Below are 25,548 nucleotides of genomic sequence, written 5' to 3'. Positions count from 1 at the left end.
CTGCCGGCCTCCGCGGCGCTCACAGGGGCAGCTGTCCCCACCTCGCGGGAGGCGGACCGTCGACCGAGACCCGGTGGGCCGGGGCGCTCGCGGGGTACCGGAACCCGCACGGCGTCGGGGGGCCGTTTGTGGCCGCTGCGCGCACCACCCGTAGGCTGCGGCGCGCCGCCGACACCGCCGGTCATCCCCAGGAGCACTCATGGCCACGATCTACTACGACCAGGACGCCGACCTCTCCCTGATCCAGGGGCGCAAGGTCGCCGTCCTCGGCTACGGCAGCCAGGGCCACGCGCACGCCCTCAACCTGCGCGACTCCGGGGTGGACGTGCGCGTCGGCCTCCGTCCCGGCTCGTCCTCGCGCACGCGCGCCGAGGAGCAGGGGCTTCGTGTCCTGGACACCAACGACGCCGCGGCCGAGGCCGACGTCGTGGTGATCCTGGCGCCCGACACCCATCAGAAGGGCATGTGGGAGAACGGCCTGGCCCAGCACCTCACGGCCGGCAAGGCGCTCGTGTTCGGCCACGGCTTCAACGTCCACTACGGCCTCATCGCACCGCCCGAGGACGTCGACGTGTTCCTCGTCGCGCCCAAGTCGCCCGGCCACATCGCCCGCCGGACCTACGAGCAGGGGCAGGGCGTGCCCGGCCTGGTCGCGGTGCACCAGGACGCCTCCGGCAACGCCCTGGAGCTGGCGAAGTCGTATGCGGCCGGCCTGGGGCTGACGCGCGCCGGCACGCTGCAGACCACCTTCGCCGAGGAGACCGAGACCGACCTCTTCGGCGAGCAGGCGGTCCTGTGCGGCGGCGTCAGCCACCTCGTGCAGGCCGGGTTCGAGACCTTGGTCGAGGCGGGCTACCAGCCGGAGGCCGCCTACTTCGAGTGCCTCCACGAACTCAAGCTGATCGTCGACATGATGTACGAGGGCGGCATCTCCTGGATGCGCCACTCCGTGTCGACGACCGCGGAGTACGGCGACTACGTGTCCGGGCCGCGGGTCATCGGTGACGAGGCCCGGGCGGCGATGAAGGACATCCTGACCGAGATCCAGGACGGCACGTTCGCCCGGGGGTTCGTCGCGGAGATCGAGGGCGGCGGCGAGACGTTCGCGGCCATGCGCAAGGCCGGCCGCGACCACCAGATCGAGCAGGTCGGCCGCCAACTGCGTCAGATGATGCCGTTCATCGACACGCCCACCGAAGAGCTCGAGTAGGCGGACGGCCTCACGGGTCCTCGGGCGGGTCGGTCGGTTCGATCGCCGAGTCGTCCAGCTCGCCCAGCTCCGGGCCGGGCTCCTCGCTGGTGGTCTCGCACCCGGCCACCGCCAGGGCCGCGGCGGCCGTCAGGGCCACGCCGGTCGTCCGTCGCATGGAAGCCTCCTCGTCGCCCGTCGACGCTAACCGGCCGGCGGGGAGGCGGCCTGCGCCCGACGTGGGCATGCGGACAGGGCGGCACCGGGCCGCTCACTAGGCTGCGCGCCGGCTACGAGGGAGTGGCGGGATGCGTTGGGGCAGGGTGGCCGTGCGGGGGGCACGGCGGGGTCTGGGCGTGGGCACGCTGGTGCTGGCGTTGGCCGCCGTGGCGGGGTGCTCGGCGACGCGCACCATCGACGCCGAAGCGGCCGCGGCGGGCGCGAACGACGCCGGCTGCACGGTCGACGAGCGCGCGCCGGAGGGCGGGGCCGCCCACCTCGATCAGGCCGGCGCGCCGGATCCTGACGAGCTGTACGCGGAGCGGCCGCCGGCCTCGGGCGCCCACTTCGGCTCCTGGCTGGCCGTCGGCGTCTACCGCGGCGCGGTGGACGAACGCGCCGCCGTCCACAACCTCGAACACGGTGGCGTCGTGGCGTGGTACGACCCCGACGCGCTGTCCGAACCGGACGTCGCGGCGCTCGAGGACTGGGCCGAGGACCGCAACAGCGCGGGACTGGCCAATCGCGCCGGCGGTGGGCTGATCGTCGCGCCGTTCACGGACGCGCCGCTGTCGGCGCCGCTCGCGCTGCGCGGCTGGCTGGTCGGTGCGGACTGTCAGCGCTTCGACGAGGCGTTCGCCGACGGGTTCCTGCTGGACCACTTCGGCCGGGCCGGCAAAGCCCCCGAGGGCCACCTCGCGCCGGACGTGGGGCGGGTGCTGCAGCGCGTCGGCTGATCCCGGGCGGGGCGACCGGCCGGGCGAGGTCAGCCCACGACCGCCGGTGGTCGCGGGTGCAGTCCGGCGAACTGCCAGCCGTCGAGGACCGCCGGCGGCGCACTCCACCACGGGCCGGCGCCGATCGCGTCGGCCAGCAATGGTGCCCGTGTCGGGTCGGCGAGCCGCCGCCCGACCAGCGAGCCACGGCCGGGCCGGGCGACCCCGACCCGGTCCAACCACTCCCCCAGCGACAGGCGCACCGGACCGTCCGCGCCGACGACCAGGTGCCCGGTCCCTGCCCGCGAGCGCGCCCGGTCGAAGGCGGCGACGAGCTCGACCAGGTCGTCAACCGCCACCGGCGCGACCGGGGTGTCCAGATGGCGCGGGCCGAGGCCGGCCGTGGCCAGGGCGTCGCGGACGGCGGGGGTGTCCAGCAGGGACACGCGCAGCGCGATGCTCGGCGACGGCGCGTGTTCGACCAGTTCCTCGATGCGGCCGCGGGCACGGCGGTAGGGCTCGTCCGCCTGCGGGGCGGCGCCGGGCAGCGACAGCACGATGATCCGCCGCACCCCGGCGTTGGTCGCCGCACGGGTCATGACCTCCGCCGCAGCCACGTCCCGGTCGGCGTCCCGCCCCAGCAGGCCGCCACCGACGTGGACCACGGTGTGCACCTCGGCCAGCGCTGCCTCGAGGCGGCCCTCGTCGTCGGGGGTGCCGGTCGCGACGAATGCGCCGGCCGTCCGCAGCGCCGAGGTGTCGCCGTCGGCGAACGCACGCACCTCGCCGCCCTCCCGCAGCAACCGCAGCGCGATCCGGCGGGGCAGCGGGCGGTGGGCCCCGGTGACGAGGACAGGCACGGCAGCGACTCCGAAGGACGGGAGCCGCGAGCATCGCAGCTGACGACGGTGGGCCACGAGCCGGCACCATGACCTACCGTTCCGCTCGCCCGACGAGGACCGTGCCGCGTGATCTCGATCGCCACCGCCCGCCGCCTGCGTGACGCCGGCCTCGCCTGGCTACCCCAGGACGGCGACCGCTTCGTGCTGCCCGACCGGGGCATGGACGACGAGGTGTTCACCATCTCCGAGATGGTCGTGGAGGTGCGTGCCGCACCGGCCGGACACCTGATCGCCTTCAACGGCACGACGGAGTGGGCGCTCGACGCGATCGAGCAGGCCGAGGCGATCTGGCTGCCGCGGGAGTCGCAGCTGCGCGAGGCGCTCGGCGAGTCCCTGCTGTCCCTGGTCCGGGCCGACGACGGCTGGCGCTGCACCGTCCGTGTCGGCCGGCAGCTGGTCGAAGTGGCGGCTCCAGGGGCGTCCGAGGCGTACGCCGACGCCCTGCTGCAGGTGCTGGCCGGCCGCTGAGAAGGGCCCGGGGCCACGGCGACCGACCTGGCACCGAACTTCTTTCTCGCCCGTGTCGATCTGCCCTGGACCCATTCGACGTGGTGGTAGAAGGTCGCGACCGGCGGCCTCGACCCGCACGAGGGGAACCACCATGAAGTACATGCTGATCCTGCGCACCACCGACGAGGCCAAGGCCGCGGCGACCGAGCTCGACTTCGAGCAGATCATCGACGCGATGGGCGCCTACAACGAATCGATGATGAAGGCCGGCGTCCTGCTGGCCGGTGAGGGTCTGTCCGATCCCGAGGACGGGTTCGTCGTCGACTTCGAGGCGGACCGTCCCATCGTCACCGACGGCCCGTACGGCGAGACCCACGAGCTCTTCAGCGGCTTCTGGATCCTCCAGGTCGCCAGCAAGGAGGAAGCCGCCGAGTGGGCGAGCCGCGCGCCACTGGGGCCGGGCAGCAAGCTCGAGGTGCGCCGCGTGACGGACGAGGCCGATTTCGAGGCCTACGCCGACAACGAGTACGTCCAGAAGGAAGCCGGCTGGCGCGAGCAGCTCGGCACGAAGTGACGGCGCACGGGACGGGGCCGGTGTCCGACGTGCGCCGCCGGATCGACGCGATCTGGCGGATCGAGGGCCCGCGCATCGTGGCGACGTTGGCCCGGATGACCGGGGACGTCGGCCTGGCGGAGGACCTCGCGCAGGAGGCCGTGGTCGACGCGCTGCGCCAGTGGCCGGAGTCGGGCGTCCCGCGCAACGCGGGCGCCTGGCTCACGGCCGTCGCCAAGCGCCGGGCGATCGACGGCTGGCGGCGCCGGGCACGCCTCGACGAGCGCTACCGCGTGCTCGCGCAGCAGCTCGAGGAGGCCCGCGAGGACGACTGGCAGCCGATCGACGACGACGTGCTCCGGCTGGTCTTCACGGCCTGCCATCCCGTCCTGTCGCGCGAGGCCCAGATCCCGCTGACGCTGCGCCTCGTCGGTGGGCTCACCACCGACGAGATCGCCCGCATGCTGCTCGTGCCGGTCCCGACCGTGCAGCAGCGGATCGTCCGGGCCAAGCGCACGCTCTCCGCCGCCCGGGTGCCGATCGTCACGCCCGAACCCGACGAGTGGGGCGGGCGGCTCGGGGCCGTGCTCGGGGTCGTCTACCTGATCTTCACCGAGGGCTACGCCGCGACCCGCGGTGACCGCTGGATCCGCACCGAGCTCGCCGACGAGGCACTGCGGCTCGGCCGGGTGCTCGCCGGGCTGATGCCGAGCGAGCCCGAGGTGCACGGGCTCGTCGCGCTCATGGAGTTCCAGGCAGCCCGATTCGCCGCCAGGGTCGCGCGCGACGGGTCGCCGGTCCTGCTCGCCGACCAGAACCGCTCGCGGTGGGACCGCGTCCAGATCGAACGCGGACGCGCCGCGCTGCGCCGCGTCGACGCCCTCGGCCGCGGTCGGGGCAGCTACGCCCTGCAGGCGGCCATCGCCGAGTGTCACGCGGTCGCGCCCAGCGTCGCCTCGACCGACTGGGACCGCATCGTGCTGCTCTACGAGGCGCTCGGGCGGCTGGCCCCGAGCCCCGTCGTCGACCTCAACCGAGCCGTGGCCGTGTCGATGGCCACGGGACCGGCCGACGCCCTGCCGATCGTGGAGCGGCTGGCCGCCGAGGGCACCCTGGCCGGCTCCCACCTCCTGCCGAGCGTACGCGGCGAGCTGCTGGCCAGGCTCGGACGTGTCGAGGAGGCCTGCGCGCAGTTGCGCGCGGCCGCGGAGCTGGCCGGCAACGAGCGCGAGCGTGCCGTCCTGCATGGAAAGGCGGACGCACTCGCCGGATCGCACACCACGGGTCCCGCGCAGTAGCGTCTCGGCACCTCGAGGCGAGGGACGCCACGTTCTGATGGGTGAGCAACTGGGTGAGCTGCTGGCGGCGCTGCGGCGACGGCTGCATCGCCCGGGTGCGATGGAACCCGTCATGCTCGGCCTGGGGGCGGCCACCGGCTTCGGCACCGGCGTGGTCGTCTGGCTGCTGATCAGCGGGATCGAGCTCGTCCAGCGCGTCGCCTGGTCCCCCGACGTGCCCGCATGGCAGATCGTGGTCGTGCCCACCATGGGTGGCCTGCTCGTGGGGCTGCTGGTGTGGAAGGTCGTCCCGGAGAGCAGCGGCGGCGGGGTCGTGCCGACGATGGAGTCGCTGGCCATCCGCGGCGGTCAGCTGTCCCGACGCATCCCGCTGGCGGGCACGGCGGCGACCAGCCTCGCCCTGGGGACCGGCGCCTCGGGCGGGCGCGAGGGACCGATCGTGCTGATCGGCGGCGCGATCGGCTCGGCCGTCGGGCGTGGCGTCCGCCTCGACGACGACCGCATGCGCTCGCTCGTCGCGGCCGGCGCGGCCGCCGGTATCGGCGCCACCTTCAACGCCCCGATCGGCGGGATGCTGTTCGCCATCGAGTTGCTGCTGGGTGGCATCCGCCGGGCCGGCTCCCTGCAGGTCGTGGTGGTCGCGTCGGTCGTCAGCGCCGTGACCGCCCGCCAACTGGTCGGCGAGAGCCTGCCGCTGTTCCAGGCCAGCAGCGGCCTGGGACTCGGTGCGCCGGCCGAGCTGCTGCTGTACGCCGGCCTGGGCCTGGCGGCCGTCGTGGTCGCGTTCGGGTTCCGACGGGGCGAGGACGTCGCCCGCCGTCGGTTCGCCCGGGTGCGGTCCCGCATCGGCGTGCCGTTCACCGTCGCCCTCGGCGGCCTGGGCGTCGGGCTGGTCGCTCTGGTGTTCCCCGAGGTCCTCGGTGAGGGTTCGCACCTGCCGGGCATCGACGGCTTCCGCGAGCCGATCCAGGCGATGCTCGACGGCGGCTTCGGTACGTCGTGGACGGCCGCCGGGCTGCTGCTGGCCCTGGCGGGGGCCAAGCTGCTGGCGACCCTGTTCGCCGTGGGGTCCGGGTCGGCGGTGGGCACGTTCGCGCCCACGCTGTTCACCGGCGCGGCGCTGGGGGCGGCGTTCGGGATCGTCGCCGCGCAGTTCCTCGGCGCCGACCTGGTCCAGTCCGGAGCGTTCGCGCTGGTCGGCATGGCGGCCGTCTACGCGGCGACCGCCCGTGCGCCCCTGACGGCGATCCTGATCGTCTTCGAGCTGACCGGCAGCTACGACCTCGTGCTGCCGCTCATGCTGGCCGTCGGGATCGCCATGTTCGTCACGGAACTGCTCGGCTGGGACTCGCTGTACCTGCACCAGCTGCGCCAGCGCGGGGTCGTGTACGGCCAGATCGACGAACTCGACGTGCTGCAGACCGTCACGGTCGGCGAGGTGATGTCCGCGCCCGAGGGCCACGTCGTGCCGGCCACGACCTCGGCCGACGCGTTGCGGGCCCACTTCGCCAGCAGCGGCTCGCACGGGGTCAGTGTCGTCGACGAGCGCGGCCGGCTGGTGGGGGTCGTGTCGCGCTCCGACCTCGCCCGGCCCGGCACGACGGCGCAGGATCTGGCCACCCGCAAGGTGCTGACGGTGACGGCCCAGGACCCGGTCTTCCGGGCCGTGCGCCGCATGGCCAGCCTCGACGTCGGCCGGCTGCCGGTCGTCGACCCCCTGACCCGCGAGGTCGTGGGCGTGCTCCGCCGCGGGGACGTGGTCCGTGCCTACCAGCGCGGCATCGCCCGCAGCCTGGGCGCCCAGCAGCGGGCGGCGTCCGGGCGGCTGCGCGACCTGGCCGGCGTCGGCTTCGTCGAGGTGGTACTGCAACCCGGCTCGGCGTTGACGGGCCGGGCCGTTCGCGAGGTCGCCTGGCCGGAACGCAGCGTGCTCACCAGTGTCCGCCGCAACGGCGAGGTGGTCGTGCCGACCGGTGACACCCTGCTGCAGGACGGCGACGAACTGGTGGTGCTCACCGGCCGCAGCGACGAGTTGCGCGAGCTCGCCGCCCCGGAGCAGGCTCAGAGCCGGGGCGTCTCCGAGTAGCTGCCCCAGGCGTCCTGCAGCAGCCGCGAGATCTCGCCCACCGTGGCGTCGGCCCGGACCGCGTCCATGATGAGCGGCACGAGGTTCTCCTCGCCGTCGGCCGCCGCCCGCAGACGCTCCATCGCGGCCTCGAGCCGGTGCGGGTCGCGGTCGGACTTGATGCGCTGGAGTCGCTCGACCTGACCGCGTTCCACCTCGGCGCCGATGCGCAGGATCTCCAGCTCGTCGTCGTCCCGGTCGACGTGGGCGTTGACGCCGACCATCTTGAACCGGCCCTTCTCCATCCGGTTCTGGAACTCGAACGCGGCGTCGGCGATCTCCGAGGTGAAGTAGCCGTCCTCGATGCCCCGCAGGATGCCGCCCAGCATCGTCTCGTCCGCGGAGAGCGCGAGGATGCGGGCGAACTCCTCTTCGCAGCGGCGCTCGATCTCGTCGGTGAGCCACTCGACGTACCAGGAGCCGCCGAGCGGGTCGATGACGTTGGTGACGCCGGTCTCCTCGGCGATCACCTGCTGGGTGCGCAGCGCGACCTTGGCGGCGTGGTCGGAGGGCAGCGCGAGCACCTCGTCGAGCGCGTTGGTGTGCAGCGACTGGGTCCCGCCGAGCACGCCCGCCAGCGCCTCGATGGCGGTGCGCACGATGTTGTTGTCCGGCTGCTGGGCCGTGAGCGACACGCCGGCGGTCTGGGTGTGGAACCGCATGAGCATCGCCTTCTCCGCGGTCGCGCCGTAGCGCTCGCGCAGCCAGCGGGCCCAGATGCGCCGGCCGGCGCGGAACTTGGCGATCTCCTCGAAGAAGTCGATGTGCGCGTCGAAGAAGAAGCTGAAACGGGGCACGAACTGGTCGGGGTGCAGGCCGCGCTGCATGCCGAGCTCCACGTAGGCGAAGCCGTCGGCGAGCGTGTAGGCGAGCTCCTGCACCGCGGTCGAGCCGGCTTCGCGGATGTGGTAGCCGGAGATCGAGACCGGGTGGTAGCGCGGCACCTCGCGCGTGCAGAACTCGACCAGGTCGCCGATCAGGCGCAGGTGGGGCTCGGGCGGGAAGAGCCACTCCTTCTGCGCGATGTACTCCTTCAGGATGTCGGTCTGCAGGGTCCCGCCGAGGTCGGCGAGGCTCCAGCCCTGCCGCTCGGCCGCGACCGCGTACATGCAGAACAAGGTGACCGCGGGCGCGTTGATGGTCATTGACGTGGTCAGTTCGCCCAGCGGCAGGCCGTCGAAGAGCCGGTCCATGTCGGCGACGGTGTCGATCGCGACCCCGCAGTGACCGACCTCGCCCTCGGAGCGGGGGTCGTCGGAGTCCAGCCCCATCAGCGTCGGCATGTCGAATGCGACCGACAGGCCGTGCTGGCCCCCCTGGACCAGGTCGTGGAACCGCTTGTTGGTCTCCCCCGGGTCCGCGAAGCCGGCGAACTGCCGGATCGTCCAGGGGCGGGTCCGGTACATCGAGGCGTACACGCCGCGGGTGTAGGGGAAGGCGCCCGGGTACCCGATGCGTTCGGGGTCGAGGGACACGTTGTGCGGGCCGTACAGCGGCTCGAGTGGGATGCCGGACAGCGTCGTGAAATCGGCGTCGCGCTCACCGGCCCGCTCGTAGGCCGACTTCCAGCGCTCGTACTGCTCCTGCCACGACATCGACGGCTCCTCCCGGGGGCTCCGAGGGAAAAGTACTTGGACGTCAAAGCTTCCGCCACCCGACGCCGGTCCCGGCAGGCTGGTCAGAAGTCGCCGGCGGCCTCGCGCATGGCCCGCAGCTCGTCCGTGACCCGCGCGGCGGCCGCGTCGTCCAGGCCGGCGGCCCCGAAGCGGATCTCGCCGAGTGCGGCCGTCGCCGTCTCCACCACCTCGCGACCGGTCGGGGTGATCCTCGCCAGCGTCGTACGGCCGTCGGTCGGGTGCGCCGCGCGGCGGACGTAGCCCGCCGCTTCCAGGCGGTCCACGGCGTTGGTCACCGACGCCGGATGCACCTGCAGCCGCGCCCCCATCTTGCCCAGCGGCAGCTCCCCTTCGCGGGAGAAGTGCAGCAGCACGAGCGCCTCGTAGCGGGCGAACGTCAGTCCGAGCGGACGCAGCACCTCGTCGACGCGGCGCAGCAGGATCTGGTGGGCACGGGTGATCGAGGTCACGGCGGCCATCGCCGCGGGGGCCGGCCAGCCGTGCGCCCGCCAGTTGCGTTCGGCCTCGGCGATCGGGTCGAACGCCAGCCGGGTGCCGGGATCCTCCATACCGCCCTGCCTCCTCGTCGCGACCCGCCGGGAGCGGCGCCGGCAGCCTAGGCACCCGGCGCGTGCGCTCGGTCGCGGACGGGCACGCCAGCACCAGACGGTGTCCGTCCGGCGGTACGCTCGCGGCCATCGACGTCCGGGAGCCACCGTGCGCTACGGCGACCGCACCGACGCGGAACTGATGGCGTCAGCCCAGGCCGGGTGGGCCCCGGCCTTCGCCGTGCTGCTCCACCGTCACGGTCCGGCCGTGCGCAGTGCCGTCGCCGACGCGCCCGACCCGATCGTGGCCACGCGCGACGTGTTCATGACCGCCCTGGCCGAGCTGCCGGGCATGGACCCCGACGTCCCCGTGCGCACGTGGCTGCTCGACATCGCCGGCGTGGAGACGGTCCCGGACCCGATCGTCCCGCTGCGCGAAGAGGAGCGGGACGCGATCTGGGCCAGCCTCGTCGCCGCCTGGCCGGGACGCCGGCGGCCGCAGCGAACCGGCCTGCGCCGGGTGGCGCTGGTCGCCTGCCTGGTGGCCCTCGCGGCGCTGGTCCCGACGCTGGTCGTGCTGGCGGGTGAGACGCCGGAACGCGCGACCGAGGAGTTGCGGGCCCACCCGATCGTGGACGAGGCCGCCGTCGAGGTGGAGCCGGAGGACGACGTCCAGCCCACGCCGACCTTCACGTTCCCCAGCGTGTCCGACGACGCGGCCGAACCTGCCGCGCCGCAGGAGCCGACCGTCGAGGCCGAGCCGACGGCGGAGCCCGAGCCGACGGCCACCGCGACGCCGACGCCCACCCCGACCACGACCGCCACGACGGCACCGGCGCCCTCGCCCACCTCGGCACCTCCGCCGCCGCAGGAGACGGCCGAGCCGGAGCCGTCGCCGGAGCCGACGACGCAGCCGCAGCCGACCGAGCCGCCGACGGAGCCCGAGCCGCCCGCCGATCCCGACGGGGGCGGCGCGGAGACGGGCGACAGCCCGTGAGCGCCGCCGACCGGGACGGATCCCTGGACCCCGCCCAGCTCGGCCTCGGCGACATGGACGCGGAGGCCTTTCGCCGCCACGGCCACGAGGTCGTGGAGTGGATCGCCGACTACCTGGCCGGCGTCGGGGACCGGCCGGTGCTGGCCCAGGTGCGCCCCGGAGAGGTACGCGCGGCCCTGCCCGCCGCCCCGCCGGCCGCTCCCGAGCCGTTCGCGGACGCGCTGGCGGACCTGGACGCGGTCCTGCTGCCCGGCATCACGCACTGGAACCACCCGGCCTTCCACGCCTACTTCGCGATCACGGGCTCCGGGCCGGGCATCCTCGGCGAGGCCCTGACCGCGGCCCTGAACGTCAACGGCATGCTGTGGCGCACCTCGCCGTCGGCAACCGAGCTGGAGGAGCTGACGCTGGACTGGCTGCGGCAGCTGCTCGGGCTGTCCGGGGACTTCCGGGGGATCATCAGCGACACCGCCTCGATGTCGACGCTGCTCGGGCTCGCGGCCGCCCGTGAGCAGGCCGACCTCGACATCCGACAGCGTGGCCTGGCCGGGCGCCCCGACGTGCCCCTGTTGCGCGTCTACACCTCCGAGCACGCCCACTCCTCGGTGGAGAAGGCCGCGATCACCCTCGGGCTCGGTCGCGACGGTGTCCGCACCGTGCCGGTCGACGACGTCTTCCGCATGGACGTCACGGCGCTGGAAGAGGCCATCCGCGAGGACGTGCGGTTCGGGTACCGGCCGATCGCGATCGTCCCGACCGTCGGCAGCACCTCGACGACCTCGATCGACCCGGTCCCGGCCATCGCGGACCTGCGCGACCGCCTCGTCGAGGAGCTCGGCCATCCGCTGTGGCTGCACGTCGACGGCGCCTACGGCGGCATGGCGGCCATCTGCCCCGAGCTGCGCCACGTCCTCGACGGGGTCGACCGTGCGGACTCGTTCGTCACGAACCCGCACAAGTGGCTGTTCACGCCGATCGACTGCTCGGCGTTGTTCGTTCGCGACCCGCAGCTGCTCACCCGCGCGTTCAGCCTGGTCCCGGAGTACCTGACGACCGACGACGAGGGCGTGACCGACTACATGGACTGGGGCGTGCAGCTGGGCCGCCGCTTCCGGGCGCTCAAGCTGTGGCTGGTGATCCGCTACTTCGGCGCGGACGGCTTGGCGGCGCGCATCCGCGACCACGTCGCGCAGGCACGCCAGGTCGCGGCGTGGGTCGCGGACCACCCCGATCTGGAGCTGATGGCGCCCACGCCCCTGTCGACGGTCTGCTTCCGTGCGGCGCCGTCGTGGTTCGCCGGCGCCGACGAGGACGAACTGCGCGAGCTCAACCGCGGCTGGCTCGCGCGCGTCAACGCCGGCGGCGAGGCGTACCTGTCGCACACCGAACTGCGGGGCCGCTACGTGCTGCGGCTGGCGCTGGGCAACCTGCGGACGACGCAGGAACGGCTCGGGCACACGCTGGAGGTGCTCGACCGCGAGCTCACCGTGCTCCGTCGCTCGGCGCCCGGACCGGCGCAGCCAGCAGCGGGTTGAGGTCGAGCAGCGCGTCGAGCGCCTCGTCGACCACCTCACCCCGCGGGCGGGTGCGGCCGTCGGCGTCCCAGCGGCGGATGGCGGCGTCGGTGACGGCCATGGCGGCCGCCGCGATCGCCAGCGGGCGCGGGTCGCGGCTGACGTCGAGGCCGAGGAGCCCAGCGATGGCCGCCGCGGCCCGGACCTGCAGCCGCGCGCGCGACTCGAGGAAGCGTCGCTGCAGCCGCGGATCGCCCCGGACCAGGTCGAACCACCGGTCCCAGTGCGCCTGGCGGTCGAGGTAGTCGGCCGCGACCTGGTGGGTGCCGCGCCGGATCGTGTCCAGCAGCGTCTCGCCCGCCCGGGGGTTCGCGGTGATCTGCGACCAGACGTCGAACTCCTGCTCGTAGTCGGCGAAGAGGACCTCGTCCTTGGTCGGGAAGTAGCGGAAGAACGTCCGTGGCGACACGCCGGCCGCGTCGGCGATCCGCTCCACGGACACGGCGTCGAAGCCGTCGCGCACGCACAGGTCGAGGGCGGCGTCGATCAGCGCCCGGCGGGTGCGCCGCCGGTTGCGCTGGCGGCGGTCGCTGCTGGCGGATTCGTCGGCGGCGAGGTCGGTGCTGGGGAGGTGGGCGTCCATACCGGCACCCTAGCATCGCTGTCACAGAATGCCACTTGACACTGACTGCCATGCCGTGCGACGGTGCCGGTCGTCGCCTCCCGACGTTGCCGCCGTGGCACGTTCCCGTCCCCCGCCGAGCCGCCAATGTCCGCCGCCGAGGCCACCACCGTGACGACCCCGTCCGCCACCGGCGCGCCGGCGATCGTGGTGGAGGCGCTGGGCTTCACCTACCCGCGCGCCCGTCAGCCGGCCGTCGAGGGGCTGTCGTTCACGGTCGCGCCGGGCGAGATCCTGGGCTTCCTCGGCCCGTCGGGCGCCGGCAAGTCCACGACCCAACAGCTCCTGACCGGGCGGTTGCGCGGCGGAACGGGACGTCGCGAGGTGCTCGGTGTCGAGCCCACCCGGCTGCGCCCCGCCGACCGGATCCGCATCGGCGTGTCGTTCGAGCAGCCGGCCCTGTTCCCGAAGCTCACCGCACGCGAGCAGCTGGCGTTCTTCGCCGCGCTCGGCGGCCGCGGCGACGCCCGCGACCCCGTGGAGGTGCTCGGTCGGCTCGGCCTCGCCGACGCCGCCGACCAGCGCGTGACGTCGTTCTCGAAGGGGATGCGGGTGCGTCTCGATCTCGCCCGGGCCCTGCTGCACCGCCCCGAGGTGTTGTTCCTCGACGAGCCCACCGGCGGGCTGGACCCCGCCTCGGCGGCGCTCGTCCGCGAGGTCGTCGCCGCCGAGCGCGACCGCGGCGCGGCGGTCCTGCTGACCACGCACGACATGGACCTGGCCACGGCCCTGTCGGACCGGGTGGCGCTGCTGGCCCACGGACGGCTCGTGGCCCACGGGCCGCCGCACGAACTCGCGCTGGCCGCCGGTGACCGCTCGATCGTGGTCACCACCGCCCGCGGCGACCGTCTCGCCCGACCGCTGGCCGGGGCGGGGGACGATCCCGCGTTCCTGGCCCTGCTGCGACGGCCGGACGTCGCCACCGTCCACACCACCGAGCCGTCGCTGGCGGACCTGTTCGTCCGCCTCACGGGCGAGCAGCTCGACGCCGCCCCGGAGACGGCACCGCGGCCGCCGGCCGCGCCGGAAGGAGGGGCGCGGCCGTGACGGGCACGCTCGTACCGCTGCTGCGCCTGGACGCCACGCTGCTCGCCCGCCACGGCGTCGTCGCAGCCGTCGCGGTCGTCACCGCCACCTGGGCCGGGCTGCTGGCGGCGCTGCCTCCGACGATCCGGGCCGACCTCGCCGCACCGGCTCTGTACCTCGACGCCGCCATCGTCGGCCTGCTGTTCCTCGGCGGCATGGTGCTCATCGAACGGCGGCAGGGCAGCCTGGAGGCGCTGGCCGTCGCACCCGTGCGGCCGGCGACGTACGTGGCGTCGAAGGTCGCCTCGCTGACCGTGCTGGCGCTCGCCGCCACCGCGGTCATCGTGGTGGTGGCGCGCCCGGGCACGGTGCGCTGGGCCGCCCTGCTCGCGGGCGTGCTGCTGCTGTCGGTGCCGGTGCTGCTGTTCGCGTTGGTCGTCGTGGCGCGCGCCGCGACGGTCACCGGCTACCTGTTCGGCCTGCAGGGCCCGCTGCTGCCCGCGGCGCTCCCCCTGGTGGTGACCGCCGGATGGTTGCCGTCGTGGAGCGGGTGGCTGAGCCCGACCCACGGCCCCTACCTGCTGCTGCGGGCCGGGGTCGGCGGGCCGCTGCCCTCGCCCACGGCGACGGTCGCGGCCGTATTGGGCGCCGTCGTCACGTCGGTCGTGCTCGGGCGTCTCGCCGTCGTGCGGGTCTCCCGTGACCTGCTGCGGGCGGGGAGGCTCTAGGTGGGCGCGACGACGGCGTTCGCCGCCGCGGACCTGCGGGCGCTGGGCCGCGACCCGATGTTGCGTCTGCTGCTGCTCGCGCCGGTCGCGATGATCGGTGCGCTGGTCGTCGGCGTCCCGTTGGTCGAAGGGTGGCTGGCCGGCGCCTACGACCTCGACCTGCGCCCCTACCGGCCAGCCGTGATGGCCTTCATCGCCGCGGTCGCGCTGCCGCTGTTCGCCGGCACGATGGCCGGGCTGCTGCTGCTCGAGGACCGCGAGAGCGGCGTGCTGCCGGCGGTCGCGGTGTCACCGGCGGGACTGCGGACCTACCTCGTCGTCCGCGGCGCCTGGACAGCCGCGATCGGGGGCGTGGTGACGGTGCTCGCCCTGCTCCTCCACGGCGGCGTGGCGGTCGCCGGGGTGCTGGTCACGGGCGTGCTGGCGGCCGGCTGTTCGGAGGTCGTGGCGCTGCTGGTCGGCTCACTGGCCGGCGACCGCCTCGAGGGCATCGCCGTGACGAAGGCGCTCACCCTCCCGCTGGCGCTGCCCGTGCTGGCGGTCGCGCTGCCGGGCACGCTGGTGTGGCCGTTCGGGGTGCTGCCCACGGCGTTCCCGGTGTGGACGCTGCTGGCGTCCGCGGACGGGCGATCGCTCTGGCCGCTGCTGTTCGTCGGCTGCGCGCAACTGGTCGTGCTGGGATGGCTGGCGACCCGACGCCTGCTGCGGCGGGCGGTGTGACCGAGCCCGTGGGCGCGTGGGTCAGGCCGGCGGGACGTGCTGGTGCAGGAACAGCTGCCAACGGCCGTCGCGGCGGACGTAGACGCTGCTGACGTAGGTCTCGTAGCGCACGTCGCCGCCCTCGGGCAGGGCGCTGGCGCGGTACGCGATCGCGGCCGCGTCGTCCCCGATCGGCGCGACCGACACCTCGTCGACCTGGAGGTCGGTCCACGGCGCCCCGGCGGCGATGGCCTGCAGCACGGCGTCCTTGTCGAGGATGCCGACGGCGAACACGCAGTGGCCGTCGTCGGCGAAGTGCTCACGGTAGAAGTCGGCGTCGCCACCGGCCCCCCAGAAGGCGCGTTCCTGGTCCAGCAGCTCGTCCTGCAGGCTCATGCTTCACCCCCCTCGAGTGCGTCGAGCAGGTCGTCGGCCGCCGTGTAGGGGTCCACCTCGCGGTCGGCCACCTGCTCGGCGAGCTTGTCCAGGAGCGGGTCGTCGCCGCGGTCGAGCCGCGCGAAGCGCAGCCGCACCTGCTCGAGCGCGATCTCGCGGATGAGGTGCAGCGCCCGGTCGCGGCGCCGCTGGCGGCCCCGGCCGGTGTCCTCCAACCAGTCGGCGTGGGTACCGAAGGCCTCGACGACGTCGCCGATCCCCTCGCCACGGACCGCGACCGTGCGCACGATCGGCGGCCACCAGGGGCTGGGGCCGGCCGGATCCTCCAGCGCGTGGCCCATCTCCAGCATGCCGCGCAGTTCCGACTCGAGCTTGCCCGCGCCGGACGCGTCGGCCTTGTTGATCACGAAGACGTCGGCCACCTCGAGGATCCCGGCCTTGGCCGCCTGGATGCCGTCGCCCATGCCGGGTGCGAGGGCGACGACGGTGGTGTCGGCCGTCGCGGCGATCTCCACCTCCGACTGACCGACGCCGACCGTCTCCACGATCACGTCGTCGAACCCGGCGGCGTCCAGCACCAGCACCGCCTGGGGGGTCGCGAACGACAGCCCGCCGAGGTGCCCACGCGAGGCCATCGAGCGGATGAACACGTCGGGATCGGCGTGGTGGCCCTGCATCCGCACCCGGTCCCCCAGCAGCGCCCCGCCCGAGAACGGCGACGAAGGATCGACCGCGAGGATCGCGACCGACCGGTCGCGGCCCCGCAACGCGGTGGCGATCGCGTTGGTCAGCGTGGACTTGCCCACGCCCGGGGAACCCGTGATGCCGATCACCCGGGCGTTGCCGGTGCGCGGATAGAGGCTCGCGACCACCTCGCGGAGCCGTTCGGGACTGCCGTCCTCGACCAGGGTGAGCAGCCGCGCAAGCGCCCGCCGCTCGCCGCGGCCGAGCCCTTCGACCAGTTCCTCGACCGTCTGTGCCAACGCCTCGACCGCCCGGTGTCGTCGTGGGCCGGGAGGCTACTGCGCGAGTGCGCTCACACCCGCTCCGCGACCTCGGGCTGCCAGCCGGGGCCGTGCCACAGGCGGCCGAGCCGCGCCCCCCAGGACGCATCCGCCCGCGCCTCGCGCCAGATCGCGGCGTACTCGTGGGTGGCGATCCGCAACGGGTTGTAGGTCTCGATGTTCTTCGTCAGCCCGTAGCGGACCGGCTCCACCTCGGGTTCGAAGGTGCCGAACCACCGGTCCCACACGATGAGGATGCCGCCGTAGTTCCGGTCGAGGTACTGCGGGTTGCTGCCGTGGTGGACACGGTGGTGGCTGGGCGTGTTGAACACGTACTCGATCGGGCGCGGCAGCTTGTCGATCGCCTCCGTGTGGATCCAGAACTGGTACAGCAGGTTGATGGCGCCGCTCATCACCAGGATCGCCGGGTTCACGCCCAGCAGCACGAGCGGGACGTAGAAGATCCAGCTCGTCAGTGGCGTCCAGCTCTGGCGCAGCGCCGTCGACAGGTTGTAGCGCTGGCTCGAGTGGTGGACGACGTGGGCCGCCCACAGGAACCGGTTCTCGTGGCTGGCCCGGTGGAAGGCGTAGTAGCCGAGATCCTTGCCCGCCAGCGCGACCGTCCAGGCCAGCCACCCCGAGCCGAGGTCCAGCGGGGTCAGGTTCCACACCAGGAGGTAGCCGCCCAGTCCGAGCAGCGAGGTGATGACCACCGGCACGACCAGGCTGCCGATGCCCATCGACAGGCTCGCGACCGTGTCGCGCAGCTCGTAGCCGGCGACCAGGCGGCCCTGCTCGGCCAGCTCCTCGAGGTCGTCGATGCGCTTCTCCCGGTGCAGCACGTACGCCTCGAGCACCATCAGCAGGATGAACACCGGGATGGCCGGGGTGATGAGGTCGAGCTCGACCACCTCCGCCAACGACCCGCGCAACGCTTCCATCATGCGTCCGTACCTCCCAGACGGTGACGGACCAGCTCCGTCAGCAGTGCGACCTCGCGCTCGCGCAGCTCGGCCGATCGGATCGTCCCGACGTCCAGCGCGAGGCCGAACATCGTCGCGAGCACGAGCTCCACCACGTCGTCGAAGTCGGGGTGCCCCGCCTGCGCCGGCAGCATCAGCCGGACCAGGTGGCCGAGCTGCTCGCGGTGCGGGGCGTCGACGGCGTCGAGATGGGCCGCGAGCTCCGGGTCGGTGCGGCCCGCGACGAACAGCTCGAGCGCGGCCCGCAGGTCGTGGCGGCGGTAGAACCGCCAGGCCACCGCCACGGCGTCGGCGATCGGGTCGCCGTGGTCCCGCGCCAGGAAGTCGGCCGCGGCGTCCTCACGCGCGCGGCGCAGGATCTCGGCCGCGGTGGCCGCGAGCAGCTCGGCCTTCGAGTCGAAGTGGGCGAACAAGCCACCCGACGACACGCCCGCACGCTTGCAGACGCGCCCGACCGTCGTCCCGACGTAGCCGTGCTCGGTCAGGCACGCGGCCGTCGCCGCGAGCAGCTTCGCCCGCGTCGCGGCCCGCCGCTGCTCCTGGGTCCTGGCCGGTGCCATGCGCCGCTCCCTCTCCCGTGGAGAAGTAAAGAGCGAGCGCTCGGTTTTTTCAACCCAGCGCAACGGTCCCGCGACCACGACGGAGACCGCAGCCGGCCGACCCCTCGCGACGGGGGTCGCATCCCGCAGGAGGCGCGCTACGCCACCGAGACGATCAGTGCATCGCCCTGGCCGCCGCCGCCGCAGAGCGCGGCCGCGCCGGTGCCGCCGCCGCGCTGGCGCAGAGCGTTGATGAGCGAGACCGTGATGCGGGCGCCGGAGCAGCCGATGGGGTGCCCGAGCGCGATCCCGCCGCCGTGGACGTTGACCTTGTCCTCGTCGAGTCCCAGGTCGCCGCCGGAGGCGATGGCCACCGACGCGAACGCCTCGTTGATCTCGTAGAGGTCGAAGCCGGCCGGGTCGGCGTCGATGCGCCGGGCGGCGTCGCGGATCGCGGCCGAGGGTTGCAGGTGCAGCGAGGTGTCCGGGCCGGCGACCGTGCCCCACGAGCGGATGGTGGCCAGCACCGGCAGGCCGAGTTCGTCGGCCTTCGCGCGACTGGCCAGGACCAGTGCCGCCGCGCCGTCGGAGATCTGCGAGGCGTTGCCGGCGGTGATGGTGCCGTCCTTGGTGAAGGCGGCGCGCAGACCCGCCAGCGACTCCGCCGTGGTGCCCTCGCGGATGCCTTCGTCCTCGCGCACGGTCAACGGGTCGCCCTTGCGCTGGGGCACCTCGACCGGCACGACCTCGTCGTCGAAGAGCCCGTCCTTCCAGGCACGGGCGGCACGCTCGTGCGAGCGCGCGGCCCACGCGTCCTGCTGCTCGCGCGTGATCCCGAGACCCTTCGCGGTCTGGTGGTTGTCGGTGGCCAGGCCCATCGCGCACCCGTCGAAGGCGCAGGTCAGCCCGTCGTGCATCATCACGTCGGTGAGCGTGGCGTCGCCCATCCGCAGCCCGAACCGGGCCTTGTCCAGCACGTAGGGCGCCCGCGACATCGACTCCATGCCGCCGGCGACGACGAGGTCGAAGTCCCCGACGCGGATCAGATCACGTGCGCGGGCGACGGCCGTCATGCCCGACAGGCAGACCTTGTTCACGGTCTCCGAGGCGACGCCCATGGCGATCCCGCCCTCGACGGCGGCCTGGCGCGAGGTGATCTGACCCTGGCCCGCCTGCAGCACGTGGCCCATCACGACGTAGCCGACCTGGTCGGCCGGCACCCCGCCGCTGGTCAGCGCGCCGGCGATCGCGCGGCCGCCGAGTTGCATCGCACTCAGCGACGCCAGCGACCCACCGAACTTGCCGACGGGGGTGCGGGCAGCTCCGACGACGACGACCTCGTTCACGACGCCCTCCCTCGACTCTTCGACGCCGTGGCCGGCACGGCGCTGCGTCGCGGGCCATGGTAGGGCTCGACGCGGGACGCGGCCGAACCGACCGGACGGGCGGACCCTGCTTCGGCAGGCTCAGGCGGCCGTCAGCCGTGACGTCGAGCGGGGCTCGCCGAGGGCGAGCAGCGCCTCGAACGAGGGTGCCTCCCCCGCCCGCAGTTGCGCCTGCACCCGCCGCATGACGTCGGCGACCGGACAGGGCAGCGGGTCCCCGGCGGTCGCCGCGGTCATCGGGAGTTCGGCAGGTGTCCTCATGCCGGCAAAGGTGCCCGCGGCCGGCGCGGCCGGCGAGCGCCTCCCGGGCCAACGGTGCAAATCCTGCAACCGTCCTCATGCCGCCGCCGTGGCGTGTACGGTTGGCGGTCGCGCTGCCACCGGGCGTGGCGGGGCGACGGTCGCGAACGGGGGCGACCGGGGACAGGGGCCAGGTATGTCGCGGGCACGGGTTGCCCAGACGCACGACGGGCGACGGAAGCGCGGGCGGACGGACGCGCGCACCTTTCGTTCCATGCTGTTGCGCTGGGCAGCCGCCATCGGCGCGGCCGTGCTGCTCGTGGGGGTGGTGGAGTTCCTCGCCGTCAGCCGCATCGTCGAGCAACGGGTGCTCGCCCAGACGACCGCCGAACTGTCCCGCAGCGTGCGCGGCGTCGAGGAACTGCTGCGGCGCCCCGACGCCCAGAGCGGAACCGCCCAGGCCGACCTCTTGGACCGCCTCGACGACGTGAGGCGACTGCGCGGCGCGCGTCACGTCACGCTCCACGGGCCCGGCGGTGCGGTGATCGCCAGCGTCGGGCGCGTCGACCACGCGCCGGACGCTGCTGCCATCCGCGAGGTTCGCCGCAGCGGTCGCGCGACGGCGAGGGTCGACCGCGACGGCCGCGGCGCCGACGAGCGCATCGTCCACGAGCACCTGGTGCCGGTGCGCGCGCCGGGCGGTCCGATGGTGCTCGCGGTGGACATGCCCTCCGACCTGGTGCAGACGCTGCTGGCGGACCTGCGCCGGCTGCACGGCGCCGGTCTGCTGGTGGTCGCCGGCGTGGCGGTGCCGCTGTCGTTCGCCTTGGGTGGATGGTGGCTGTTGCGCGACCAGCGGCGCGACCAGCGGTCGGCCGACACGGACGCGCTGACCGGGTTGCTCGGCCGCCGTCCGTTCGCGCCCGCGTTGCGCGCCGCGCTGGCGGCACCCGAACCGGACCAGTGGGCGCTCGCGCTGATCGACCTCGACGACTTCAAGTACATCAACGACCGCCTCGGCCATCGTCACGGCGACCGGGTGTTGCGGGAGTTGGCCGACAGCTTTCAGCACCTGCGCGAGACCGACCTGGCCTTCCGGATCGGCGGCGACGAGTTCGCCGTGCTGCTGCCCGGCGTCGACGAGCAGCAGGCCGCCAGCGTGCTCGAGCGGGCCCGGGCCGCGTTCACCGTCGCGCAACTCGACGTCACCATGAGCATCGGGGTGGCGTCCGCACCCACCGGCGGCGCCGTCGACCCCGACGAACTGTGGGAGCGCGCCGACGCCGCGCTCTACGAGGCCAAGCGCCGGGGCCGTCGGCAGACCGTGCTGTTCGCCAGCATCGCCGAGGGCGTGGCGGTGACGGCGGACAAGCTTGCCGCGACCCAGGACCTGCTCACGGGCGACCACGGTTTCGGCGTCGTCTTCCAGCCGATCTGGGACCTCGCGCAGGGGCGGGTCCTCGGCCACGAGGCGCTGCTGCGCCTGCCCGTCGACGCGCCGCTCGACGGTCCTTCGGAGGCCCTGCGGCTGGCCGACCGGCTCGGTTGCGCACCGCTGCTGGACGCCCTCGGACGCGAAGCCGTGCTGCAGCGGGTCGCCGACTGCGCCTGGTACGGGCTGCTGTTCCTCAACATGCATCCCGCGAGCCTGCGCACCCTGCGCGTGGCGGACCTGGTCGCGGACGTCGAGGCGGCCGGGCTGCAGGCCTCGGAGGTCGTCGTCGAGGTCACCGAGCAGGCCGACCTGGACCGCGCGGAGGACATCCGGGCGCTCAAGAGCCTGCGCGAGGCGGGATTCCTGCTGGCGCTGGACGACCTCGGGGCCGGCAACGCCGGGCTGCGCGCGCTCGGCAACATCGACTTCGACGTCGTCAAGCTCGATCGGGCCGTGGTCGGACGCAGCGGCATCGATCCGGCCGCCGACGCGACCCTGGCGGCCGCGCGGATGTTCGCGGCCCGCACCGGCGGCTGGGTGATCGCCGAGGGGATCGAGACGGCGGGCGACCTGCGCAGCTTCCACGCCACGCACGACCCGAACCTCGTCTCGCCGCGCCTGGGTGGGCAGGGCTACTTCCTCGGCCGGCCCGCGGCCGTCCCACGGTCGATCCTGACCCGTCTGGAGGCCTCCCTCCCGAACCCCGGCTGAGCCGGTTTTCGCGCGCCGCCCGCGGCGAGGCAGGATGGCCGCGACGAGCCGCCAGGAGGCCAAGCATGCAGGTGACCCGCATCGACCAGATCGCCATCGCCGTCCCCGACCTCGACGAGGCGCTGGCGTTCTACGAGCGCGCCTTCGGGCTCACGCCGGAGTACCGCGAGCGGGTCGACTCCGACGGTGTCGAGGAGGCCATGCTGAACGTGGGCGGTGTCTACCTGCAGTTGCTGCAGCCGACGCGGGACGACTCGCCGATCGCGAAGTACCTCGCCAAGAACGGGCCCGGCCTGCACCACCTCGGCTTCGGCGTCGCGTCCGTCGGTGACGCCCTCGACCACCTCCGGGACGAGGATGTGCGCCTCATCGACGAGGAGCCGCGCCCCGGCGGTGGTGGGCACACGGTCGCCTTCGTGCACCCGAAGGGCACCGGCGGCGTCCTCGTCGAGCTGGTCGAGGACGCCGAGGCGCACTGACCGCGCGCGAGAGGCGTGCGCAGACCGTCTACGGGCGTCGCCGACCGCGGCCGGCCGACCGTTCCGGACGGCGGGGACCCGCACCTCCGGTAGCCTCGTCGCACGCTTCCGCGCCCCTCGTCGACGACCCGCACTGAGGTCCCACATGGGCTTCTCCGACCGCATGCGCGCCTGGTTCAAGGGTGAGACCAAGCGCTCGGCACCCAGCCCCAGCACGGACCGTGCCAGCCGCACCACCGTGAAGGAACTCGAGGGCTTCGTGGGCTCGCGTGCCGGGGTGGAGGCCTACCTGGAGCCGAAGACGGCCATCTACTCGACGACGCTGCTGTTGGTCGCCGACGACGGCGAGTACCTGCGCCGGCCGGTCCGCGACCGTGGGCAGGCGGCCGAGTTCTGCAAGCGGACCAACATCCCGCTCTACGACGCGGCGAAGGTCGGCTACCCGCGCCGGATGAAGGACTACGACCGCGGCGTGCGTCCCCGACGGGTCAACCTGGAAGACCTGCCGCCGTGGCCCGGCGACGCCGACGACGCCGGCGGCGGCCCGTCCTCGCCGCCTCCCCCGCCGGCAGCGCCGCGCGACTGACGGGGACGCTCGCGATCCGGCATGGCGGCGGGGTGTCCTAGGGTGCGCGTCCGCCGCCGTCCCCGGAGCGACGATGAGCCTGCCCGAGACCATGCGTGCCGCCCGCCTGCACCGGCCGAGGACCGCCGAGCAGCCCGAGGACGTACGCATCGACGAGATCCCGGTCCCCGCACCCGGCTACGGCGAGGTGCTCGTGCAGGTCAAGGCCTGCGGGATCTGTGCCAGCGACCTGCACGTGGTGACCGGCGTGACGCCGCACGGCCCGGAGCTGCCCCAGATCCTCGGTCACGAGCCCGCCGGCGTGATCGCCGGCGTCGGCTCCGGCGTGGACGACTGGCAGGTCGGCGACCGCGTCGCCTGGGTCATGTCCCGCCCGTGCGGGACGTGCGGGTACTGCCGTGCCGGGCGTGAGAACCTCTGCGTCACGACCGCGGTCGCGGGCGTGGACGTCGACGGCGTGCAGGCGGAGTACGCCGTCGCCGACGCGCGCTTCCTCGTCCCACTGCCGGCCGACCTGCCCTTCGACCAGGCGGCGATCGTCACCGACGCGGTGGCCACGCCCTACCACGCGTTGAAGCGCGGCGGCGTCGGGCCGGACATGACGGTCGCCGTGGTCGGGCTCGGCGGGCTGGGTATGCACGCGGTGCTGCTGGCCAAGCTCGCCGGCGCCCACGTGGTCGGGGTCGACGTCGCCCCGGCGAACCTGCAGCGTGCGCTCGACTGGGGTGCCGACGAGGTGGTCGACGCGGGCGAGGGCGGGGTCGCGCGCCGCATCCGGGAGCTCAGCGAGGGCGGCGTCGACCGCAGCTTCGAGTTCGTCGGGCTCGCCTCGACCGTCGACCAGGCCGTCAAGGCGCTGCGCCCCGGCGGTCGCGCCACCGTCGTCGGGCTCGGACCACAGGCGATCCAGACCGTGCCGGTCGCCCTGTTCGTGTCCCAGGAGACCGAACTGGTCGGCTCGTTCGGTTACACGCAGCAGGACCTCGGCGAACTCTACGACCTGGTGGAGACCGGCCGCCTCGACCTCAGCCGGTCCGTCACCGACCGGCTGGGCATCGAGGAGTTCCCCGCTGCGCTGCGCCGGCTGGAGGCCCGCGAAGGCGACCCGGTGCGCATGGTCGTGACCTACGACTGACCACGGCTGCCGGCCACGGGAGGCGTCCGGCCGGGCCGCAGAACGTCCGGCCGGGGACGATCGTGCCGGTCGATCGGTGCGCCGCTCCCCGCGGGAGCAGCATGCTGACGGGGACGCACCCCCGGCGGACCCGAAGGAGCCCCGATGCAGACCGGCCTGCTCGAAGGCGTGTCCGACGCCACGCGGGCCGAGCTGCTCGACCAGGCCAGGGCGCAGGGGTTCGTGCTGCGCTCGCAGCTGGCCGCGATCGAGGACGCCGACGTGCACGTCCCGGGCTCGATGCCGGACCTCGAGGAGGAGCTGGCCGACCTCGGCGTGACGATCGTGGAGGACGCACGCGCCGACGACGTCGAGGCCGCACTCGAGGAGACGGCCGCGACGGCCTCGACGGCCGCGACGACCGCCGCGACCACCGCGCCGCAGGACGTCGCCAGTGCGGACCTGAACGACCCGTTGGCCGCGTACCTGCGCCGGGCCGCACGGCACGACCTGCTGGAGCCCGAGCAGGAGGCCGACCTGTCCAAGCGTTTCCTCGCCGGCGAGGAGGCACGCCGGCTGCTGGCGGAGGACGGCCACGACGCGACGGCGCGTGCCCGTCTGCGGCGCATCGCCCGTGACGGCGAGGCCGCCTTCGACCGGCTCGTGGAGTCGAACCTGCGCCTCGTGGTGCCGACCGCCAAGAAGTACGCCGGCAGCGACCTGCCGCTGCTGGAGGCGATCCAGGAGGGCAACCTCGGCCTGATCCGGGCGGTACAGAAGTTCGACCCCACCAAGGGCTACAAGTTCAGCACCTACGCCGTCTGGTGGATCCGGCAGGCGATCCAGCGGGGGCTGGCGAGCCGCAGCCGCACGATCCGCGCCCCCTCGCGGGTGTGGGAGCAGGCGGCCGTGGTTCGCCGGGCCGAGCAGGCGCTGCGCGACCGACTGCTGCGCGAGCCCGAGGACCACGAGGTGGCCGCCGAGGTGGGCCTGCCGGTGGATCGCGTCGCCGACGTCAGGATCGCCCTGCGCCCCGTCCGGTCGTTGGACCTGCCCGTCGGCGAGGACGGCGACGCCACGCTCGGCAGCCTGTTGCCGGATCCCGACGCGGTGGACCCGCAGGTCAGCAGCGAGGTCGCCGACCTGCGCGCCCGGCTGGTCGAAGCGCTGGCCACGCTGCCGGAACGGGAACGCTGCATCCTGGAGCTGCGGTTCGGGCTTCGCGACGGCGAGCCGCGGCAGCTCCGGGAGATCGGCGAGATGATCAACCTCTCCCGCGAGCGGGTCCGGCAACTGGAGCGCAGCGCGCTCCAGCACCTGCGCGCCCAGGACGCCGGCACCCTCCGCGACCTCGGCGAGGCACTGCAGGCGGCGTGAAGCGCTGTCGAGCGTGGGACGCGCCGATGGCACGACG

Annotated in this window: 27 protein-coding genes; 16 read left to right on the top strand and 11 right to left on the bottom strand. The window is 73.9% G+C overall.

From position 1 onward, the window contains the following. Nucleotides 1–199 precede the first annotated feature (199 nt). Nucleotides 200–1,210, top strand: a complete 1,011-nt coding sequence (ilvC, locus tag ACERM0_RS09020) for a ketol-acid reductoisomerase (RefSeq protein ID WP_373678243.1) — start codon at nucleotides 200–202, stop codon at nucleotides 1,208–1,210. Nucleotides 1,211–1,220: 10 nt separating this feature from the next. Here the strand turns inward: ilvC and ACERM0_RS09015 are convergent, their stop codons facing one another. Then, complete coding sequence (locus ACERM0_RS09015) at nucleotides 1,221–1,367, bottom strand: hypothetical protein (RefSeq protein ID WP_373678242.1); 147 nt, start codon at nucleotides 1,365–1,367, stop codon at nucleotides 1,221–1,223. A 130-nt stretch (nucleotides 1,368–1,497) separates the two neighbouring features. Between ACERM0_RS09015 and ACERM0_RS09010 the strand changes: the two genes are divergently transcribed. Then, nucleotides 1,498–2,145: a DUF3105 domain-containing protein gene (locus tag ACERM0_RS09010; RefSeq protein ID WP_373678241.1), complete on the top strand. Its 648-nt coding sequence runs from the start codon at nucleotides 1,498–1,500 to the stop codon at nucleotides 2,143–2,145. Nucleotides 2,146–2,174: 29 nt separating this feature from the next. Here ACERM0_RS09010 and ACERM0_RS09005 read toward each other — a convergent pair whose 3' ends face one another. Continuing rightward, nucleotides 2,175–2,984, bottom strand: coding sequence for an SDR family oxidoreductase (locus ACERM0_RS09005; RefSeq protein WP_373678240.1), 810 nt, complete (start codon nucleotides 2,982–2,984; stop codon nucleotides 2,175–2,177). Nucleotides 2,985–3,092: 108 nt separating this feature from the next. On the opposite strand from ACERM0_RS09005, the gene ACERM0_RS09000 reads away from it, so the two are divergent. The 4 genes from ACERM0_RS09000 to ACERM0_RS08985 all read left to right on the top strand — a co-directional run bounded on the left by ACERM0_RS09000 (nucleotide 3,093) and on the right by ACERM0_RS08985 (nucleotide 7,413). After that, nucleotides 3,093–3,494 (top strand): pilus assembly protein CpaE, encoded by a 402-nt coding sequence (locus ACERM0_RS09000; RefSeq protein ID WP_373678239.1) that lies wholly within the window; start codon nucleotides 3,093–3,095, stop codon nucleotides 3,492–3,494. Nucleotides 3,495–3,627: 133 nt separating this feature from the next. Beyond that, nucleotides 3,628–4,050, top strand: a complete 423-nt coding sequence (locus tag ACERM0_RS08995; protein WP_373678238.1) for a YciI family protein — start codon at nucleotides 3,628–3,630, stop codon at nucleotides 4,048–4,050. A gap of 20 nt (nucleotides 4,051–4,070) precedes the next feature. Then, complete coding sequence (locus ACERM0_RS08990; RefSeq protein WP_373678237.1) at nucleotides 4,071–5,327, top strand: RNA polymerase sigma factor; 1,257 nt, start codon at nucleotides 4,071–4,073, stop codon at nucleotides 5,325–5,327. A gap of 37 nt (nucleotides 5,328–5,364) precedes the next feature. Beyond that, nucleotides 5,365–7,413 carry a chloride channel protein gene (locus ACERM0_RS08985; RefSeq protein ID WP_373678236.1) on the top strand — a complete coding sequence of 683 codons (2,049 nt, stop codon included), beginning with the start codon at nucleotides 5,365–5,367 and terminating at the stop codon, nucleotides 7,411–7,413. On the opposite strand, the gene ACERM0_RS08980 is transcribed toward ACERM0_RS08985, so the two are convergent. After that, nucleotides 7,389–9,047 (bottom strand): methylmalonyl-CoA mutase, encoded by a 1,659-nt coding sequence (locus ACERM0_RS08980; protein WP_373678235.1) that lies wholly within the window; start codon nucleotides 9,045–9,047, stop codon nucleotides 7,389–7,391. The genes ACERM0_RS08985 and ACERM0_RS08980 overlap by 25 nt on opposite strands. Before the next feature lie 83 nt (nucleotides 9,048–9,130). After that, the gene (locus ACERM0_RS08975; RefSeq protein ID WP_373678234.1) at nucleotides 9,131–9,637 is read right to left on the bottom strand and encodes a MarR family winged helix-turn-helix transcriptional regulator; all 507 of its coding nucleotides are present in this window, start codon (nucleotides 9,635–9,637) and stop codon (nucleotides 9,131–9,133) included. Between the two features lie 148 nt (nucleotides 9,638–9,785). Between ACERM0_RS08975 and ACERM0_RS08970 the strand changes: the two genes are divergently transcribed. After that, entirely contained in the window at nucleotides 9,786–10,613 is an 828-nt protein-coding gene (locus ACERM0_RS08970) for an RNA polymerase sigma factor (RefSeq protein ID WP_373678233.1), read from the top strand. Beyond that, the gene (locus ACERM0_RS08965; RefSeq protein ID WP_373678232.1) at nucleotides 10,610–12,148 is read left to right on the top strand and encodes an aspartate aminotransferase family protein; all 1,539 of its coding nucleotides are present in this window, start codon (nucleotides 10,610–10,612) and stop codon (nucleotides 12,146–12,148) included. The genes ACERM0_RS08970 and ACERM0_RS08965 overlap by 4 nt, the downstream gene beginning before the upstream one ends. Here ACERM0_RS08965 and ACERM0_RS08960 read toward each other — a convergent pair. After that, complete coding sequence (locus ACERM0_RS08960; RefSeq protein ID WP_373678231.1) at nucleotides 12,096–12,770, bottom strand: TetR/AcrR family transcriptional regulator; 675 nt, start codon at nucleotides 12,768–12,770, stop codon at nucleotides 12,096–12,098. The genes ACERM0_RS08965 and ACERM0_RS08960 overlap by 53 nt on opposite strands. A 126-nt stretch (nucleotides 12,771–12,896) precedes the next feature. On the opposite strand from ACERM0_RS08960, the gene ACERM0_RS08955 reads away from it, so the two are divergent. Genes ACERM0_RS08955 through ACERM0_RS08945 form a run of 3 tightly spaced genes read left to right on the top strand, consistent with a single transcriptional unit; the run spans nucleotide 12,897 to nucleotide 15,283 of the window. Next, nucleotides 12,897–13,856: an ABC transporter ATP-binding protein gene (locus tag ACERM0_RS08955; protein ID WP_373678230.1), complete on the top strand. Its 960-nt coding sequence runs from the start codon at nucleotides 12,897–12,899 to the stop codon at nucleotides 13,854–13,856. Next, nucleotides 13,853–14,563, top strand: coding sequence for a hypothetical protein (locus tag ACERM0_RS08950; RefSeq protein WP_373678229.1), 711 nt, complete (start codon nucleotides 13,853–13,855; stop codon nucleotides 14,561–14,563). Before ACERM0_RS08955 ends, ACERM0_RS08950 begins: the two co-directional genes overlap by 4 nt. Next, complete coding sequence (locus ACERM0_RS08945; RefSeq protein ID WP_373678228.1) at nucleotides 14,564–15,283, top strand: hypothetical protein; 720 nt, start codon at nucleotides 14,564–14,566, stop codon at nucleotides 15,281–15,283. Between the two features lie 21 nt (nucleotides 15,284–15,304). On the opposite strand, the gene ACERM0_RS08940 is transcribed toward ACERM0_RS08945, so the two are convergent. From ACERM0_RS08940 to ACERM0_RS08915, 6 genes are all read right to left on the bottom strand, one after another. After that, nucleotides 15,305–15,658: a nuclear transport factor 2 family protein gene (locus ACERM0_RS08940; protein WP_373678227.1), complete on the bottom strand. Its 354-nt coding sequence runs from the start codon at nucleotides 15,656–15,658 to the stop codon at nucleotides 15,305–15,307. Beyond that, nucleotides 15,655–16,641 carry a methylmalonyl Co-A mutase-associated GTPase MeaB gene (gene meaB, locus ACERM0_RS08935; protein ID WP_373678226.1) on the bottom strand — a complete coding sequence of 329 codons (987 nt, stop codon included), beginning with the start codon at nucleotides 16,639–16,641 and terminating at the stop codon, nucleotides 15,655–15,657. Before meaB ends, ACERM0_RS08940 begins: the two co-directional genes overlap by 4 nt. 53 nt (nucleotides 16,642–16,694) lie before the next feature. After that, nucleotides 16,695–17,606: a sterol desaturase family protein gene (locus tag ACERM0_RS08930; protein WP_373678225.1), complete on the bottom strand. Its 912-nt coding sequence runs from the start codon at nucleotides 17,604–17,606 to the stop codon at nucleotides 16,695–16,697. After that, nucleotides 17,603–18,205, bottom strand: a complete 603-nt coding sequence (locus ACERM0_RS08925) for a TetR/AcrR family transcriptional regulator (RefSeq protein WP_373678224.1) — start codon at nucleotides 18,203–18,205, stop codon at nucleotides 17,603–17,605. Before ACERM0_RS08925 ends, ACERM0_RS08930 begins: the two co-directional genes overlap by 4 nt. Before the next feature lie 137 nt (nucleotides 18,206–18,342). Next, nucleotides 18,343–19,530 (bottom strand): acetyl-CoA C-acetyltransferase, encoded by a 1,188-nt coding sequence (locus ACERM0_RS08920; protein ID WP_373678223.1) that lies wholly within the window; start codon nucleotides 19,528–19,530, stop codon nucleotides 18,343–18,345. Nucleotides 19,531–19,650: 120 nt separating this feature from the next. Next, nucleotides 19,651–19,830: a hypothetical protein gene (locus ACERM0_RS08915; RefSeq protein ID WP_373678222.1), complete on the bottom strand. Its 180-nt coding sequence runs from the start codon at nucleotides 19,828–19,830 to the stop codon at nucleotides 19,651–19,653. 253 nt (nucleotides 19,831–20,083) lie between these two features. Here ACERM0_RS08915 and ACERM0_RS08910 point away from each other — a divergent pair, with 253 nt between their 5' ends. The 5 genes from ACERM0_RS08910 (at nucleotide 20,084) to ACERM0_RS08890 (ending at nucleotide 25,511) form a co-directional block, all read left to right on the top strand. Continuing rightward, nucleotides 20,084–21,955 (top strand): diguanylate cyclase domain-containing protein, encoded by a 1,872-nt coding sequence (locus ACERM0_RS08910; protein ID WP_373678221.1) that lies wholly within the window; start codon nucleotides 20,084–20,086, stop codon nucleotides 21,953–21,955. 65 nt (nucleotides 21,956–22,020) lie between these two features. Next, the gene (gene mce, locus ACERM0_RS08905) at nucleotides 22,021–22,434 is read left to right on the top strand and encodes a methylmalonyl-CoA epimerase (RefSeq protein WP_373678220.1); all 414 of its coding nucleotides are present in this window, start codon (nucleotides 22,021–22,023) and stop codon (nucleotides 22,432–22,434) included. A gap of 145 nt (nucleotides 22,435–22,579) precedes the next feature. Then, entirely contained in the window at nucleotides 22,580–23,020 is a 441-nt protein-coding gene (locus tag ACERM0_RS08900) for an oxidoreductase (RefSeq protein ID WP_373678219.1), read from the top strand. 73 nt (nucleotides 23,021–23,093) lie between these two features. After that, the gene (locus ACERM0_RS08895; protein ID WP_373678218.1) at nucleotides 23,094–24,155 is read left to right on the top strand and encodes a zinc-binding dehydrogenase; all 1,062 of its coding nucleotides are present in this window, start codon (nucleotides 23,094–23,096) and stop codon (nucleotides 24,153–24,155) included. 144 nt (nucleotides 24,156–24,299) lie between these two features. Beyond that, nucleotides 24,300–25,511: an RNA polymerase sigma factor RpoD/SigA gene (locus tag ACERM0_RS08890; RefSeq protein WP_373678217.1), complete on the top strand. Its 1,212-nt coding sequence runs from the start codon at nucleotides 24,300–24,302 to the stop codon at nucleotides 25,509–25,511. Nucleotides 25,512–25,548 lie beyond the last annotated feature (37 nt).

It is taken from the genome of Egicoccus sp. AB-alg2, assembly GCF_041821065.1.
Classification (GTDB): domain Bacteria; phylum Actinomycetota; class Nitriliruptoria; order Nitriliruptorales; family Nitriliruptoraceae; genus Egicoccus.
Note: the sequence above shows the minus strand (reverse complement) of the source record. Positions and strands in the feature narration are given on the sequence as shown.

Excerpts from the sequence above, each read along its gene's own strand:
- ilvC (WP_373678243.1), top strand. The coding sequence starts at position 200 with ATGGCCACGATCTACTACGACCAGGACGCCGACCTCTCCCTGATCCAG.
- ACERM0_RS09015 (WP_373678242.1), bottom strand. The coding sequence starts at position 1,367 with ATGCGACGGACGACCGGCGTGGCCCTGACGGCCGCCGCGGCCCTGGCG.
- ACERM0_RS09010 (WP_373678241.1), top strand. The coding sequence starts at position 1,498 with ATGCGTTGGGGCAGGGTGGCCGTGCGGGGGGCACGGCGGGGTCTGGGC.
- ACERM0_RS08995 (WP_373678238.1), top strand. The coding sequence starts at position 3,628 with ATGAAGTACATGCTGATCCTGCGCACCACCGACGAGGCCAAGGCCGCG.
- ACERM0_RS08985 (WP_373678236.1), top strand. The coding sequence starts at position 5,365 with ATGGGTGAGCAACTGGGTGAGCTGCTGGCGGCGCTGCGGCGACGGCTG.
- ACERM0_RS08980 (WP_373678235.1), bottom strand. The coding sequence starts at position 9,047 with ATGTCGTGGCAGGAGCAGTACGAGCGCTGGAAGTCGGCCTACGAGCGG.
- ACERM0_RS08975 (WP_373678234.1), bottom strand. The coding sequence starts at position 9,637 with ATGGAGGATCCCGGCACCCGGCTGGCGTTCGACCCGATCGCCGAGGCC.
- ACERM0_RS08960 (WP_373678231.1), bottom strand. The coding sequence starts at position 12,770 with ATGGACGCCCACCTCCCCAGCACCGACCTCGCCGCCGACGAATCCGCC.
- ACERM0_RS08955 (WP_373678230.1), top strand. The coding sequence starts at position 12,897 with ATGTCCGCCGCCGAGGCCACCACCGTGACGACCCCGTCCGCCACCGGC.
- ACERM0_RS08940 (WP_373678227.1), bottom strand. The coding sequence starts at position 15,658 with ATGAGCCTGCAGGACGAGCTGCTGGACCAGGAACGCGCCTTCTGGGGG.
- ACERM0_RS08930 (WP_373678225.1), bottom strand. The coding sequence starts at position 17,606 with ATGATGGAAGCGTTGCGCGGGTCGTTGGCGGAGGTGGTCGAGCTCGAC.
- ACERM0_RS08925 (WP_373678224.1), bottom strand. The coding sequence starts at position 18,205 with ATGGCACCGGCCAGGACCCAGGAGCAGCGGCGGGCCGCGACGCGGGCG.
- ACERM0_RS08915 (WP_373678222.1), bottom strand. The coding sequence starts at position 19,830 with ATGAGGACACCTGCCGAACTCCCGATGACCGCGGCGACCGCCGGGGAC.
- ACERM0_RS08910 (WP_373678221.1), top strand. The coding sequence starts at position 20,084 with ATGCTGTTGCGCTGGGCAGCCGCCATCGGCGCGGCCGTGCTGCTCGTG.
- mce (WP_373678220.1), top strand. The coding sequence starts at position 22,021 with ATGCAGGTGACCCGCATCGACCAGATCGCCATCGCCGTCCCCGACCTC.
- ACERM0_RS08900 (WP_373678219.1), top strand. The coding sequence starts at position 22,580 with ATGGGCTTCTCCGACCGCATGCGCGCCTGGTTCAAGGGTGAGACCAAG.
- ACERM0_RS08895 (WP_373678218.1), top strand. The coding sequence starts at position 23,094 with ATGAGCCTGCCCGAGACCATGCGTGCCGCCCGCCTGCACCGGCCGAGG.
- ACERM0_RS08890 (WP_373678217.1), top strand. The coding sequence starts at position 24,300 with ATGCAGACCGGCCTGCTCGAAGGCGTGTCCGACGCCACGCGGGCCGAG.